Here is a 15,766-nt window from a genome sequence, read left to right on the forward strand (position 1 = left end):
GTTATAATAGATATATTACTCAAAATAGGGTTCAACCTTGAACTTAATCACATTTTTGGGTAGCATTCGCGCACTTATATTTTCGACACTTAGCTATTGCCGCTCTTTTTCATCACTGTTTGGCTACGCAATACATTCGTGTCGGTAAACCCATTTTAAGCATAGCTGAGCAAACATGTTCGAATTCCCACAATTTTCAAAGCACTCTGTAAAAAATGATGTGCTTTCAGGTCTTACCGTAGCCTTAGCTCTGGTACCTGAAGCCGTAGCATTCGCCTTTGTTGCAGGCGTTGACCCAATGGTTGGTCTTTACGCAGCATTCATCGTAGGTTTAATCACTTCTGTCTTCGGCGGTCGTCCAGGTATGATTTCTGGTGCAACTGGCGCAATGGCTGTTGTAATGGTTAGCCTAGTAGCAACCCATGGCGTTCAATACCTCTTTGCGGCAGTTATGCTAGCCGGCCTTCTGCAAATTGCAGCGGGTGTATTTAAGCTAGGTAAATTCATCCGTATCGTTCCGCACCCAGTAATGATTGGTTTCGTGAACGGTTTGGCTATTGTTATCTTCCTTGCTCAGCTTGGACAATTTAAAGCACCAGACGTAACAGGTGCGCTAACTTGGTTACCAAGCGGTCAAATGACACTGATGTTAGGTCTTGTAGCACTGACTATGGCTATCATCCACTTCTTACCTAAGCTCACTACAGCAGTACCTTCTTCATTGGTAGCTATTGTTACAGTAACAGCTTTGGTTGTAGGCCTTGATCTTGAAACTCGCACTGTTGTTGATTTCCTACGTACTATGTCTGGTGACGAAGCAGCAACACTAGCGGGCTCTCTACCAACATTCTCTATTCCTGCTGTTCCGTTTTCTTTAGAGACACTACAGATCATCCTGCCTTACGCAGTGATTCTTGCAGCGATTGGTCTAATCGAATCACTACTAACGCTAACCGTACTAGACGAAATGACAAACACTCGTGGCCAATCTAACCGCGAATGTGTTGGTCAAGGTATGGCGAACGTGACGTGTTCAGTATTTGGCGCGATGGGTGGTTGTGCGATGATCGGTCAATCGATGATCAACGTAAACTCAGGTGGTCGTGGTCGTCTTTCAGGTATCGTAGCGGCAGTTGCACTACTGATGTTCATCCTGTTCGGCTCTGCACTGATTGAAATGATTCCTCTAGCAGCACTTGTGGGCGTTATGTTCATGGTTGTTATCGGTACGTTTGAATGGGCAACCTTCAAGTTGGCACGTCGCGTTCCTAAGCAAGACTTCTTCGTTATCGTCCTTGTAACTGTAGTTACAGTACTAACAGACCTTGCGGTAGCAGTTGGTGTGGGTGTTGTTGCTTCTGCACTAATGTTTGCATGGCAACATGCTAAGCACATCTACGCAGACACATCGGTTAACGCTGAAGGCTCTAAAGAGTACAAAGTTAACGGTCCAATCTTCTTTGGTTCAACCGCTAACTTCCTTGAGTTGTTTGACTCACACAACGATCCACAAGATGTTATCGTTGATTTCGCAAACTCACGCGTTACTGACCACTCTGCTATTGAAGCGATCGACACGATTGCTGACCGTTACGCGGCACTAGGTAAAACACTTCACCTTCGCCACCTAAGCCAAGACTGTGTTGCTATGCTGCACAAAGCCGGTAGCTTAGTTGAAGCGAACGTTGCAGAAGACCCAATCTACAAAGTAATGTCTAAGTAAGCTTAGTCATAGCTTAAAGCTAGATTTAGAAAGGCCGACATTCAATGTCGGCCTTTTTTATATCGATGAACCTTGATACTTTATCGCCCACCAAGAACACAGCCTCTACACTATATTGAACGCAGTATCGCTTCGCTCGACTCTTCGATTAAATCCAACACTAATTCAAAGCCATTCCCCTCACCATAATAAGGATCGGGAATTTCTTGATATTGTGACTCTCCAAAACTCAAAAATAACGCGAGCTTGTATTGGAGGTGAACTGGACACTGGCTCACTAAGTCATCTAAATTCGCCTTGTCTGCCGCAAGTATCAGGTCAAACTCTTCGAAGTCATTATCTACCACTTTACGAGAAGTAATCCCTTTAAAGCTGTAGCCTCGCTTCTCTCCTGCTGATTTTGAACGTGAGTCTGGCGCATTGCCTTGATGAAAGCCAATCGTCCCAGCGGAGTCGACCGTTACATTAATATCCATCTGCTGAGCTTTCTTTCTCAGCACCGCTTCACCTGTTGGCGAACGACAAATATTCCCCATACAAACCACGAGTATCTTTTTCATCCGTAATCACCTGTTCTTCCGATGGTTTTTGCTATCGTTAAGTTAGGCTATGATAGGCGTAATCACAACTTAAAAGGATTTGTTATGTCGACCGAAGACAACAAAGAACAACGCCACAAAGCAAGACAACAGAAAGTAAAAGAGCAAGTCGATGCACGTGTTGCAGCAGCGCAAGAAGTGAAAGGACTGTTATTGGTTATTACTGGCAACGGGAAAGGGAAATCGACATCAGGTTTCGGTACGATTACACGTGCAGTCGGTCACGGTAAGAAATGTGCCGTTGCTCAGTTTGTAAAGGGAACCTGGGATAACGGTGAAAAGAACGTTCTTCAAAAACTCGATGTAGAGTTCCAAGTGATGGGTACAGGCTTTACTTGGGAAACTCAAAATAAGGCGAAAGATATTGAAGCCGCACAGCGCGTATGGAAAGAGTGCCAACGCATGCTAGCTGATGAGTCGATTGATGTAATTCTGTTTGATGAGCTGACGTACATGGTGAGCTATGGCTACATTGAATTGGATGAAGTGGTAGAAGCTCTGAATAACCGTCCTAAAATGCAATCAGTGATCATCACAGGCCGTGGAGCGCATCGTACTTTAACGGACATGGCCGATACCGTGTCTGAAGTTCGTAACGTTAAACACGCTTTCGAATCCGGTGTAAAAGCTCTGCAAGGCGTTGACTGGTAATTGCATTCAACTAGAGATCCCCGACTCGGTCATTCTTCCCTCTCGAGGATGACGACTCTTCAGTGTTACTCCCCTAAATAAAGGACTAGCACCGATCGTCATTCCCTAAAACGAGGGACGAGTGCAATAGGGAATCTTTTTGCTTACTAAACCCGGAGAATAATCAGCGCCCAAACAAAAGCGCCATTCCTCGTAATAAGGAATGGCGCTATTTATATGCTATTTATTTAAAATGGCGATTAGTTAAACAAGCCTTTGAGTAAACCATTGACTGCATCTCTAGTTTTCTCATCTTTGATCTTGTCACCGTATTTTTTTTCAAGTTTATTAATACCGCGATCAATCTCTTTTTCAGCTTTCTGTTTCAACACATCATCAAAAACAATCCCAAATTTCGGGTCAGCCCACTGGCCGGTTACCTTAATTGGAATCGTCACATCTTTGAGATCATCAATGCTCTTACCACCCTGGCCTTCAAGCGAACCAACAATTGACGTGCGAACCAGGAAGTCGACCGTTTCATTGATGAAGTTTGCTTTACCTTGACCTGTCACGCGTAAAAGAGGCGACTGTGCCGATAAGTCGTTCGTTGAAACCCAACCTTTATCAACCTTGAGTGTTGCTTTCATTGCACTAAAATCTGTCTTTTGAGACTCATCTTTGCTTTCGACTTTTTCGCCTTTGATCTTAGCGTAGTTTTCTCTAATCAGTTGCGCGATGTTGATGCCATTAACCGCACCATCTTCAAAGTTAATCGCAATAGTACCTACCAAGTTCTTCTTGATTCCTGTTGGCGTCAAGCTCTTACCTTTAACGTTAACATCGATATTACCGGTACCTTCCAGCGTATCGTTGTTCGCTACGTCAACCAGTAACGGTTGTACTTTTACGCCTTTAATCTTTTTCTTAGCCGTGTAAGTCGCAGGCGTCTTGCGTGCATCTAATCGTGCTGTTGCCGAGATAGAGCCTTGGTAAAGATTCGAGGTAAACGATGTCAGATCTGCGATACCACGGTTAACTAAGAACGCAGTTTTCACGTTCTGCATTTTTGCGTTGTTCGCCTTGAACTTATCGATTGTGATATTACCTTTCACATCGAGCGTTTTCAGAGCTGACAGATCAGGTTCTACTTCTTTCGCAGGAGCCGAGTTATCTGAACTTGACGTCGAAGAAGCTGTAGTATTTGAAGTTGAGCCACCAGCAGAATCAGAAGGCGCAGCACTCGCTGTTTCTGATGTATTACCTAGGCCTAAAAACTCATCTAAATCGATGTTCGGGCTATGAAGAGAAAAACGAACCTTTGGTATTTCAGATAAAGTGATGTCCGCTTTACCGTCTAGTGCGATAGCGTTAGCTTGCAGCTTCTCTAGCACAAAGCTCAAGTGACTCTTAGTTAGATCAAAGCTTAAGTCAGACAGCATATCCACTTTCATTGGTGATTGAGGAAGCGTTTCACCTTTGAATGTTGAGTCTAATGTTAACTTGTTTAGTGTAACTTTTGAGATCGCGCTATCGACAGTTAAGTCACCGCCACCTTTAAGATCAAGGTCAAGACCAGCAGCATTACCAATCACCGCATAAGTCAATTGGTTAACCTTATCGAACTCAAACGTATTTAAGCCAATCTTCGCTGACTCGATCGACGTTGCTGGATCATTGAACTTCGCATTAAGGTCAATATTTCGTAATGCGTAGCTTGCAAAGCCTTCCGCTAATTTGAATTCAGCACTGCCATTTGCAGAGAACTTCTGTTGGTTGTTTTCACCAGAAGCCGCAAACGTCGCGGTCGTCCATGTATCAACGGCAAACTCAGAAAGACTCAAAGACACATCGTATAGCTTAGTGAATGAACCTGCTTGCTTGTCGTCCATCTCAAACAATGCGTTTGAGACAGTTACACCTGCAAGATTGATCGTCCAGCCAGATGTGTCTGTAGAAGTTTGCTCTTGAGGCGCCGGTGTTGCTTCAGAACTTGTATCCGCTGCAGGTTCAGACTCCTTAGGAGCAGACACTTGTGTGAGCGCATCGATGTTCTTGCGACCATCTTTAAGCGTTTCTAAATAAAATTCTGCACCATCTAGAGTGATATTGCCGATCTCTAGTTGATTGCTAAATAGCGGAGTAACCGAAACATCAACGCCAACCGTATCAACCTTAAACAGGTTTGGTTGAGTGAACCCTTCAGGGTTACGTAATTCAGTTTGACCAAGTTCGAAGCCAATAGATGGGAAGAATTGCCAACTGATATCACCCTCGATCACGAGCTCTAGGCCTGTGTGTTTTTGGGCTTGTTCGACAATTAATGGCTTAAATTGGTTGGGATTCACTAACAGCACTAGTGCCAGAATTGCTGCAACGACAACAAACACTGGTACAGCTATGAAAATGAGTAGTTTCTTCATCCGCATATTCCTTGCTTAGATTCCAAAAGAAAGTGGCACTATAAAAGTGCCACTGATTCGGTAAAAAATAAAGCTAAGTGAGTCACTTAGGCAAAATTTTATTCGATTAAGACTTCAACAACTTCGCAATATGCGCTTTTAGCACATCAATCGCAATACGGTTTTTACCACCACGAGGAACGATGATGTCTGCATGTTGTTTTGAAGGCTCGATAAACTGCATGAACATTGGGCGTACTGTTTCTTGGTATTGTTTAAGTACCGTATCCATTGTTCGACCACGCTCTTCTACATCACGCTTAACACGACGTAGTAGACAGATGTCCAACGGTGTATCCATAAATACGCTTGCGTGCATTAGTTTACGAAGACGCGGGTCTGTCAGAAGCAGAATACCTTCTAAAATGATCACTTTCTTAGGAGTAAGTGTAGTCGTTTCAGAAGTGCGTGTGTGCTCTGTGTAGCTGTATTCAGGAACTTCCACGGCATTGCCACTCATTAGCTGCTGTAGATGTTCGCATAAAAGGTCATGATCTAGTGCATTTGGGTGGTCGTAGTTAGTTTTAACTCGCTCTTCCATACTCAAGTGACTTTGGTCGCTGTAATAGCAATCTTCCGTGATAACACCAATTTGATGGTCGCCTACTTTTTCGCGCAGCTCATTATAAATCGTACTCGCGATCAGGCTTTTTCCTGAAGCTGAAGCGCCAGCGATACCTACGATGACACATTGATTATTATCAGACATTAATTTGCACCCGATATGGTTTGGTGGTGGGAAGAGATAAACCGCCTGATTATAGGGGCTAAAGCATATAGATTCTAGTCGCGATGTTAGCTAATTGCAGTCAAATTGATGATCTCAATACATTTACTTAAAACAATCGTTTGCTTTCAAATAACTTAAATACAACTATGTGCACAAGCCCTATGGCTATCCACTTAATCCAACCGTTGTTTATCTCACCCAAACATGATTTACACACCTTTGTGATCAGCCATTGCTATTCAACCATCGAGAAGTTAATCGCCTCTGGTCTCGCTTTTCCCGTCCAGAACATCTTCGCAGCCACATTCTCAGCAAGCTCTAAGTAATGACGCGTGTGTTCACTATCTGGACGACGTATAACGGTTGGGCAACCTGCATCAATATCTTCACGTACATCAATGTGCAGCGGGATTTGCGCTAAGATATCGAGGTAAAACTCTTCTGACATGGCTTCCGCGCCACCAGCGCCAAAGATATGCTCTTTCTCGCCACAGTGGCTACAGATATGGTAGCTCATGTTTTCCACTAAGCCTGCCACTGGCACGCTCACTTTATCAAACATCGCCACACCTTTACGCGCATCGGCTAATGCCAAATCTTGAGGGGTGGTCACCACAACCGCGCCCGTCACTGGGATCTGCTGCGAAAGCGTTAACTGAATATCACCCGTGCCCGGTGGCATGTCGATAACAAGGTAATCCAACTCTGGCCATACGGTTTCGTTAACAAGCTGACCTAATGCTTTCGCCGCCATTGGACCACGCCAGATAGCTGCATCATCTTTTGATACAAGGTAACCGATAGAATGCGTAAAAATGCCGTGCGCTTCGATTGGCATCATCCATTTGTTATTCTGTACTTCTGGTTTTGCGTCTAGCTGACCAAGCATCATAGGCACAGATGGACCGTAGATATCCGCATCCAACAAGCCCACTTTTGAACCTGACTTAGATAACGCAAGCGCAAGGTTTACAGAAGTAGTCGATTTACCCACCCCACCCTTTGCCGACGTCACGGCGATAATGTTCTTAACGCCCTTCAAAGGTGTCGCGACTGTTGTTTCTAGCGCAGACGGCTTCACTTGTACTTCAAACTGAAAAGCACTAACAAGTTGCTGTTCAATCTGGGAGTGGATCCACTGTTCCAGTTCAATTGCGAGCTGATTAGCAGCAAAGGGTAAAGTAATAATGAATGATCCACGCGGATCAACCGATACAATATTTTGGTGTAGCGCCCACTCTGGGATGAGAATTGGTGACTCGAACTCATTCAGCCATGAACAGAAATCTTGCTTAGAAGTAAAGTTACGCATTGGGGCTCCTTTTTTTATTTATGCTATCACCCACGAGATGAAGACTGAACCCCTAAAAAACTAGGGGAATCCTTTGTCTGATAACTTGGCGTATCACACGTTATAAAGTAGTATTACCTCTCAAAATTTATACCTATCAAAAAAGCGAATTATTAAGTATGGCAACTGATCCAAGACAACTTTTGGTAACTTGTGCGCTTCCGTACGCTAACGGCTCTATTCACCTTGGTCATATGCTTGAGCATATCCAAGCTGATATCTGGGTTCGATACCAGCGTCTACGTGGCAACACTGTAAACTTCATCTGTGCTGACGATGCTCACGGCACGCCAATTATGCTTAAAGCTCAACAGATGGGTATCACGCCAGAAGAGATGATCGCTGCTGTTAGTGAAGAGCACCAAAAAGACTTCGCTGGCTTTGATATCAGCTTTGATAACTACCACAGCACACATAGCGAAGAGAACCGTGAACTGGCTTCTCACATCTATCTCGAACTTAAAAAGAACGGCTTCATTTCTAGCCGCACTATTTCTCAGCTTTTCGATCCTGAGAAAGAAATGTTCCTACCAGACCGCTTCGTAAAAGGTACTTGCCCTAAGTGTAAGTCAGAAGACCAGTATGGTGATAACTGTGATAACTGTGGTGAGACATACAGCCCAACTGAGCTAATTAGCCCTAAATCAGCGGTTTCTGGCGCAACTCCAGTAATGAAAGATTCTGAGCACTTCTTCTTCGACCTGCCTCAGTTCGAAAGCATGCTAAAAGAGTGGACTCGTTCTGGCTCTCTACAGAATGAAACTGCAAACAAAATGCAGGAATGGTTCGAGTCTGGCCTGCAACAGTGGGATATCTCACGTGATGCACCTTACTTCGGTTTCGAAATCCCAGGCGAGAAAAACAAATTTTTCTACGTTTGGCTAGACGCTCCTGTTGGCTACATGGCTTCTTTCAAGAACCTATGTGACAAGCGTGACGATCTAAACTTTGACGAATACTGGAAGAAAGACAGCACAACTGAGCTTTACCACTTCATCGGTAAAGACATCGTTTACTTCCACAGCCTATTCTGGCCTGCAATGCTAGAAGGCGCTGGTTTCCGCAAGCCAAACAACGTATTCGTACACGGCTACGTAACGGTGAACGGTGCGAAGATGTCTAAGTCGAAAGGCACATTCATCAAAGCAAGCACTTACTTAAACCACCTAGACCCTGAGTGTCTACGCTACTACTACGCTGCGAAACTAAACAGCCGTATTGATGACCTTGACCTTAACCTTGAAGACTTCACTCAACGTGTAAACGCTGACGTCGTAAACAAGATTGTTAACCTAGCGTCTCGTAACGCTGGCTTCATCACGAAACGTTTTGAAGGCAAACTTGCTGCTGAATTTGCAGAACCTGAGCTATACAACGAATTCGTTGCTGCTGCTGAGCGTATCGGTCAGCTATACGAAACTCGTGAGTTCAGCCGCGCTATCCGTGAAATTACTGCACTAGCAGATAAAGCTAACCAGTACATTGACGAAAAAGCACCTTGGGTTCTTGCGAAAGAAGAAGGCAAAGAGAAAGAGCTTCAAGAGGTTTCTTCTGTCGGTATTAACCTATTCCGCGTGCTAATGGCTTACCTGAAACCCGTTATGCCAGAGCTTGCGGCGCGCACTGAGGCTTTCCTAAACGAAGAGCTAACGTGGGAAGCGATTGCTACACCGCTAACTGATCACGAAATCACTAAGTTCAAAGCGCTGTTTAGCCGTATTGATCCGAAGAAAGTGGAAGCAATGATCGAGTCTTCTAAAGAAGATGCAGTCGCTGAAGCAGCAGCAAAAGAAAAAGCAGAAGCTGAAAAAGAGCAAGCAAGCCAAACTGAGCTAGACAAAGAGCCAATCGCAGACGAGATTGAATTCGATGCCTTTGCAGCAGTCGATATGCGTATTGCTCGTATTATCTCATGTGAAGAAGTACCAAAAGCGAACAAGCTACTGAAGTTCCAACTGGACATCGGTGGTGAAACTCGCCAAGTATTCTCTGGTATCAAGTCAGCGTACAAACCTGAAGAGTTAGAAGGCAAACTAACTGTCATGGTAGCAAACCTTAAACCTCGTAAGATGAAGTTTGGTATGTCTGAAGGCATGATCCTAGCTGCTGGTCCTGGTGGCAGTGACTTGTGGATCCTTGAACCACACGAAGGTGCTCAACCTGGCATGCGTGTAATGTAGCTCTGGCTTCAGTCAGATAACAAGCACTCATAGCGAAATCCCTAATGCACTTTTAACTTGAATGAGTTGATAAGCATTGGGGATTTTTTATATCTACCGAAAATAAGCGTTCTCTGTTAGAGTCGCCGTCAACTATGCTATGTAGAGTAGAAATTTGTTTGCCGACAATAACGGGCTAACCAACACCTCTTTACTCTTCAAACCCTTTTTAGGAATCCCCAGTGACTAACAACGAAATCTTGCGTCGTATTCAACACGCGCTAAACCTTAAAAATGCACAGATCATTAAAGCTATCGAGCAAGCTGATGTGACCGTTGCTCATGACCAAGTGATTAATTGGCTAAAAGACGACAACGACAAGTCATGCTCTAAGATGAAAGATAAAGAGTTAGCGGTATTCCTAAATGGTTTTATCAATCTTAAGCGTGGCAAAAAAGAAGGTGTTCAACCTAAACCTGAAGTAGCTCTGACTAACAACATGATTTTCATGAAGCTGCGTATTGCGTTGAACATGAAAGCAGAAGATGTATTAGATATATTAGAAATGGTAGGCATCAGCCTAAGTAAGTACGAGATTGGTGCCTACTTCCGTAAGCCAGAGAACAAGAACTACAAAGTATGTGAAGACCAACTACTTTGCGATTTTCTAAATGGCGTGCAATTTACTAACCGTCCAGACTCAGAAGAGTTTGCAGGGTAAGTTACTGCCTATTGATACGTTCTCACCAACTATCAATAAATAAAAAGCGGCGAGATAATTTGATTATCTCGCCGCTTTTTCGTTTTCTTTACGTCGTTTACTCAATAAGTAAAACAACCGAACAGTAGTTTAATGAAAAGACTTAGCTGTCGTCTTCAGTAAAGTTTGTCGGTAACGTTGTCTTCATCTCGTTCCAAATCTGTGCGCTTGCGATACCGTAGTTACGAATCACAAGTGGCAAATTCTCACGCTCACCGCTTTCACAAATAACAAACAAGTTTTTGTAGAACTCCATGGCTAAACGACGAGCTTCTGGGTTAGAGAAGTAGTAGCTACCAACACGGTCGTACAATTTTCGAACACCATTAAAGATCAGGCCATAAATTTGGTTACCTGAATGGAATGCTAAACGTTGGAAAAGCATGTAATCGTAGAAGTTAAAAGTTTTAGCAATTAAGATCGTTTGACGCTTCGCTTCATCTTTTTCTACGTCTTCTTTCACCGATTGTTTGATCTTGTCAGCATATGGCGACGATTCTAAGAATTCATCCCAAGTAGGTGCCGCAAGTAAAGATTCACAAGATTCAATTACGTTAGTAATCGTACGCTCTGAAGCCTCTTTATTTGCTTTGAATGCATAACGCATAAAGATAGGGCTGATATTAGTACGAGCAGCAAGCAGGTCTTCTACCATTTTACTTGCGTTATCAACGTCCAACGTCATTAATGTATCAAGGATATGAAGACCTGACGTTTCCATAAACTGATTAACTTTAGTTGGCTTACCGTGTTGGATTGTCAACCAACCATCACGAGCAAGACGCTGAAGTACTTCACGAAGCGTAGTACGTGTAACACCAATCAGCTCAGAAAGCTCACGCTCTGCGGGCAAGATAGAACCTGGAGCGAAACGGCCATTCCAAATACTTTCAATGATATACTTTTCTGCAAATCCTGCCGGGCTCTTTGCCTTAATGACCATCTACACTTCAATCCAATTTAATTATTTTGTTCTAATTTACTCATCATACCACTAGTTAACACCCTGCGGAAATACCCCCAAAAAATTTTACGCACTCAAAACCCAAGTAGAGTTAAAACTCTAAAGTTCAGCACACGTTTGCACTCAAGGTTTGGATAGCAAGCGACTACAAATCATCATTTAAACAAACCATTAACACAACAAATTCTTTTTAAAATCAATGAGATTGGTCATATTTTTAAATCTATTAATTTGCAATATTAAGTTGTAATAATCATATATAAGCCGTCGTTATTCTGTAAATTTTAATCATTTCGCTGAAATATTGATTCTAGTCGGTTTTTATCACATTTTAAGTGATATGCTTGCGCTACTTTGATCGCGTTTCTCAACAAAAAAGAGGTATTTTTAGTGCTACAGGGGTTTTCCTGTTGACTAAATGTTATCTAAGAGTAGAGTTGCGCTCAAAAATAAGCAGTGCTTGAGTTTCTAAGGGAGTGACTTGGCAAGACCACAGAACATTACATGGAATGTAGTTTTTCTAAGTCACTGTTAGTTATAGGTTTTAACTAAACCTACAGCTCGATTCTCAAAATGTTGTATTGCTTGTCTATTCATAATCAACATAAAAGAGTATTAACATGCCGATGTCTCTCGGAAACGCTTTTATCAAAAACTTCCTTGGTAAAGCTCCTGATTGGTATAAACTTGCCATCATTTCCTTTTTAATCATCAACCCGTTTGTTTTTTTCCTAGTTGACCCATTTGTTGCGGGCTGGCTATTAGTGGTTGAGTTTATTTTCACTCTAGCTATGGCTCTAAAGTGCTACCCTCTCCAACCCGGTGGCTTATTGGCAATTCAAGCCGTCGCCATTGGCATGACTAAACCAGAAATGGTTTATCATGAGCTACAAGCAAACCTACCAGTATTACTCTTACTAGTATTCATGGTTGCTGGCATCTACTTCATGAAAGAACTACTTCTGTTCATTTTTACGAAGATCCTGCTCGGTATCCAATCCAAAATTCTACTCTCTGTCGCTTTCTGTGTCGCCGCAGCATTCTTGTCTGCCTTCCTAGATGCGCTGACAGTAATCGCCGTAGTCATTAGCGTTGCAGTGGGCTTCTACTCTATCTACCACAAGGTTGCATCAGGCAAGGGCACAACGTCTGCGCACGATCATACTCATGATGAAGAGATCTCTGAGCTAACTCGTGATGACCTAGAAAACTACCGCGCATTCCTACGTTCACTACTTATGCACGCCGGTGTTGGTACTGCTCTGGGTGGTGTAATGACCATGGTAGGTGAACCACAAAACTTAGTAATTGCTAAGCAAGCGGGTTGGGAGTTCGGTGAATTTATTATCCGCATGCTGCCAGTTACACTGCCTGTTTTCTTCTGTGGTATTTTAACTTGTGCACTTGTCGAGAAATTCAAAGTGTTTGGCTACGGTGCAGAGCTGCCAAATAACGTTCGCCAAATCTTAGTTGAATTTGACAACAAAGAACGCGCAAACCGTACAAAACAAGATGTAGCTAAACTATGGGTTCAGAGTGCAATCGCAGTTTGGCTTATTGTTGGCCTTGCGCTTCACGTCGCTGAAGTCGGTTTGATTGGCCTTTCAGTGATCATCTTAGCTACAGCGTTTACAGGTGTAATTGAAGAGCACTCGATGGGTAAAGCTTTTGAAGAAGCACTGCCATTTACCGCACTTCTTGCCGTCTTTTTTGCGGTTGTTGCTGTAATCATCGACCAGGCTCTATTTAAGCCAGTAATCGATGCTGTACTTCACGTTGAAGATAAAGGCGCACAGCTCGCACTCTTCTACGTAGCCAACGGTATCTTGTCGATGGTTTCTGACAACGTATTCGTCGGTACGGTTTACATCAACGAAGTTAAAACAGCTCTGGTTGAAGGCGTCATCACTCGCGACCAATTTGATCTGCTTGCTGTTGCTATCAACACAGGTACCAACCTACCTTCTGTTGCTACGCCAAACGGCCAAGCTGCATTCCTATTCCTATTAACGTCAGCACTTGCTCCGTTAATTCGACTGTCTTACGGCCGCATGGTCATCATGGCTTTGCCATATACTCTCGTATTAGCACTTGTTGGCCTTGCCGGTATTGTGTTCTTCGTAGAACCGATGACAGCATGGTTCTATGATGCAGGTTGGATCATTCACCGTACGGGTGAAGTGGTAGCTCCAGTTATCTCCGGTGGCCACTAACCCGGATTTCTATCGCTAAACACAATAGGTGCATCTAACTAATCAAAAATATTAGTTGATTAGGAAACTTATCCAAGATAAAAAGCTCTGAGTAATCAGGGCTTTTTTATTTTATTGACAGGATTAAATTCGTGAACTTTTTTGCAATGCTCAAAGACTTCTCTAAGGGACGTTTATCTTGGCTTTTACTGCTGGCTTTTATTGTCTTTTTTGAAGCATGTGCTCTTTTCTTTCAGCACGTGATGATGCTTGGCCCTTGCGTAATGTGTATCTACGAGCGCGTTGCTATGCTCGCTATCGGCATCGCAGCAATGATTGGTGCTATTGCCCCGCATAATCCGATTTCACGTTGGCTAGGTCTACTTGGTTGGGGGTTAGGTGCGTATAAAGGGTTGATGCTTGCTTTAGAGCACGTTGACTACCAGTTTAACCCATCTCCTTTCGCTACCTGTGACCTGTTCGTGACCTTCCCTAGCTGGGCACCTCTAAACCAATGGGCTCCGTGGATGTTTGAGGCCTACGGCGACTGCAGCAAGGTTGTATGGCAGTTCTTAGAACTTTCAATGCCTCAATGGCTAGTGATTATCTTCGCGGGTAACTTGGTTGCTTTCGGTTTTGTAGTGATTTCTCAATTCGTTAAATCGAAGAATGACTAACAATTAGCACATCATGTTAAGAAACGAAAAAGTCGACATTACGTCGACTTTTTATTATCTATTAACAATGCAATTAAGATTTTTTACCACAGCACTGTTTAAACTTTTTACCACTTTCACACGGGCAAACATCATTTCGGCCGATGCCCTTAAACGGATTCACACTTTGAGATTTATTTCCGAGCATCGCTTCATCCGCTGCTAGCGCAACTTCTGTCACCATCAAATCGACTTGCCCGACTAGATCATTCAAAGTTGGCGGGGTTTCTAATCCAGCTGCTTTCATTTGCTCGATTGTCTGTTCTTCATCAATCGCCAGCATGAATGTTGTTAACATTGCTTGTAGCATGCGTAATGTGCCATCTGCGATTGACGTTTCCTGCCACTGTTCTTCAATCGTCGGCCAGACCATCATAAAACCTTCAGAAAAATCGGCTAGCTGTTCAGCAAAATTATCTGCATCAAGCACTTCTGTAAGCAAATATTCACTTCGCTGAATGAGGTTATGTTGGCGATTAATTTGCTCGGTGACTTGAGGAACGAAGTCCTGACCAGTTTCAGGAATAGCTATAGGTAACCAAGCCTCTGGATCAAGAGGTTTAGTTGCAAGGTTAGATGCAAATATAGCACCTTCTACAAACTGGGCTGTTACGTCGTTAATTGAGTCAGGAAGACTCAATAATTGATACTTCATATTACTTCACTAGTCGGTCAATTCTGTTGTCTCCATTATACCCACAAGGCTAACAATTAGTAATTATTCGTATAGCTCTATGATTAATTACACCTACCAGTAGCCACGCAAACATTATCTTTAGTTCAATTCAGCAAACTAAACTTATTTCATTTTGAAAATTTAAGTTTGAAGTGTAAAAGAGTCATTGAAATATTTAGTTACATATAGAATACATTATGAAACAACACCAAAATGGTTTTACTTTGATAGAGCTAGTCTCTGTCGTCGTTATTTTAGGCATACTTGCCGTTACCGCAGCTCCTCGCTTTCTAAATTACCAACGCGATAGCCATGAAGCTATAGCTCAAGGTGCTTTTTCTTCTTTTCGAACTGCTGTTAACCTTTACCACTCACAGTGGCTTGTTGATGGAGAGCCTGATTTTAATCAAGATGTCGATTATGGTGAAGGCAGCGTTTATCCTTCATCGACTGGTTTTCCAATCGCTGTTGATCAACTACCGATTAATTCGGGGACTGCAATTAGAGGGAGTGACTGCGCAAGGCTTTGGCGGGCGCTCATGAATACTGACCTCACCGTTAGAGATCACGGTAGCTCAGTATTCCCTTCAGAAGAACCGATCGTTGCTTGGTATACATCAGATCCAAGCTGCTATTACTACTACACTGATGGTTACTCGCTAGGCGAAGATTTACCAAGGCTCAACTACTTCCCTCTAACCGGTGAAATAACTGTTACGTCAGATTCACCTAGCTCATAGTGACAAGCTTTTAACTTGCCCGTACAATCACGCGTCTTAATTTTCGATCCATTCAGTTTCGGT

At 43.2% G+C, this 15,766-nt stretch carries 13 protein-coding genes; 7 read left to right on the forward strand and 6 right to left on the reverse strand.

The genetic code is table 11. From position 1 onward, the window contains the following. Positions 1–175 precede the first annotated feature (175 nt). Positions 176–1,723: a SulP family inorganic anion transporter gene (locus AB6C75_RS07635; protein ID WP_372107501.1), complete on the forward strand. Its 1,548-nt coding sequence runs from the start codon at positions 176–178 to the stop codon at positions 1,721–1,723. Positions 1,724–1,833: 110 nt separating this feature from the next. On the opposite strand, the gene AB6C75_RS07640 is transcribed toward AB6C75_RS07635, so the two are convergent. After that, positions 1,834–2,283: a low molecular weight protein-tyrosine-phosphatase gene (locus AB6C75_RS07640; RefSeq protein WP_017099041.1), complete on the reverse strand. Its 450-nt coding sequence runs from the start codon at positions 2,281–2,283 to the stop codon at positions 1,834–1,836. Positions 2,284–2,367: 84 nt separating this feature from the next. Between AB6C75_RS07640 and cobO the strand changes: the two genes are divergently transcribed. Then, the gene (cobO, locus tag AB6C75_RS07645) at positions 2,368–2,973 is read left to right on the forward strand and encodes a cob(I)yrinic acid a,c-diamide adenosyltransferase (RefSeq protein ID WP_029224060.1); all 606 of its coding nucleotides are present in this window, start codon (positions 2,368–2,370) and stop codon (positions 2,971–2,973) included. Positions 2,974–3,212: 239 nt separating this feature from the next. Here the strand turns inward: cobO and AB6C75_RS07650 are convergent, their stop codons facing one another. The 3 genes from AB6C75_RS07650 to apbC form a co-directional block, all read right to left on the reverse strand. Next, positions 3,213–5,375, reverse strand: coding sequence for an AsmA family protein (locus AB6C75_RS07650; RefSeq protein ID WP_372107502.1), 2,163 nt, complete (start codon positions 5,373–5,375; stop codon positions 3,213–3,215). A gap of 106 nt (positions 5,376–5,481) precedes the next feature. Further along, positions 5,482–6,123 carry a uridine kinase gene (udk, locus tag AB6C75_RS07655; RefSeq protein ID WP_004734002.1) on the reverse strand — a complete coding sequence of 214 codons (642 nt, stop codon included), beginning with the start codon at positions 6,121–6,123 and terminating at the stop codon, positions 5,482–5,484. A gap of 256 nt (positions 6,124–6,379) precedes the next feature. Next, positions 6,380–7,456 carry an iron-sulfur cluster carrier protein ApbC gene (gene apbC, locus AB6C75_RS07660; protein ID WP_102248944.1) on the reverse strand — a complete coding sequence of 359 codons (1,077 nt, stop codon included), beginning with the start codon at positions 7,454–7,456 and terminating at the stop codon, positions 6,380–6,382. 158 nt (positions 7,457–7,614) lie between these two features. Here apbC and metG point away from each other — a divergent pair, with 158 nt between their 5' ends. Next, positions 7,615–9,675 carry a methionine--tRNA ligase gene (metG, locus tag AB6C75_RS07665; protein ID WP_372107503.1) on the forward strand — a complete coding sequence of 687 codons (2,061 nt, stop codon included), beginning with the start codon at positions 7,615–7,617 and terminating at the stop codon, positions 9,673–9,675. Between the two features lie 221 nt (positions 9,676–9,896). Then, positions 9,897–10,376 (forward strand): DUF1456 family protein, encoded by a 480-nt coding sequence (locus AB6C75_RS07670; protein WP_372107504.1) that lies wholly within the window; start codon positions 9,897–9,899, stop codon positions 10,374–10,376. A gap of 142 nt (positions 10,377–10,518) precedes the next feature. Here AB6C75_RS07670 and fadR read toward each other — a convergent pair whose 3' ends face one another. After that, complete coding sequence (fadR, locus tag AB6C75_RS07675; protein WP_009848622.1) at positions 10,519–11,358, reverse strand: fatty acid metabolism transcriptional regulator FadR; 840 nt, start codon at positions 11,356–11,358, stop codon at positions 10,519–10,521. A 641-nt stretch (positions 11,359–11,999) separates the two neighbouring features. Here fadR and nhaB point away from each other — a divergent pair. Together nhaB and dsbB are read left to right on the forward strand one after the other, a co-directional pair. After that, positions 12,000–13,592 (forward strand): Na(+)/H(+) antiporter NhaB, encoded by a 1,593-nt coding sequence (gene nhaB, locus AB6C75_RS07680; RefSeq protein ID WP_009848623.1) that lies wholly within the window; start codon positions 12,000–12,002, stop codon positions 13,590–13,592. Between the two features lie 131 nt (positions 13,593–13,723). After that, positions 13,724–14,248, forward strand: coding sequence for a disulfide bond formation protein DsbB (gene dsbB, locus AB6C75_RS07685; protein WP_009848624.1), 525 nt, complete (start codon positions 13,724–13,726; stop codon positions 14,246–14,248). A 73-nt stretch (positions 14,249–14,321) separates the two neighbouring features. Here the strand turns inward: dsbB and AB6C75_RS07690 are convergent, their stop codons facing one another. Beyond that, positions 14,322–14,942, reverse strand: coding sequence for an SEC-C metal-binding domain-containing protein (locus tag AB6C75_RS07690; RefSeq protein ID WP_012603553.1), 621 nt, complete (start codon positions 14,940–14,942; stop codon positions 14,322–14,324). A gap of 218 nt (positions 14,943–15,160) precedes the next feature. Here AB6C75_RS07690 and AB6C75_RS07695 point away from each other — a divergent pair, with 218 nt between their 5' ends. After that, on the forward strand, positions 15,161–15,703 hold the full coding sequence (locus tag AB6C75_RS07695) for a prepilin-type N-terminal cleavage/methylation domain-containing protein (RefSeq protein WP_009848626.1): 543 nt from the start codon (positions 15,161–15,163) through the stop codon (positions 15,701–15,703). The last annotated feature ends 63 nt before the right edge of the window (positions 15,704–15,766 follow it).

It is taken from the genome of Vibrio sp. 10N.237.312.B06, assembly GCF_041464685.1.
In the GTDB taxonomy this organism is placed as follows: Bacteria; Pseudomonadota; Gammaproteobacteria; order Enterobacterales; family Vibrionaceae; genus Vibrio; species Vibrio tasmaniensis_A.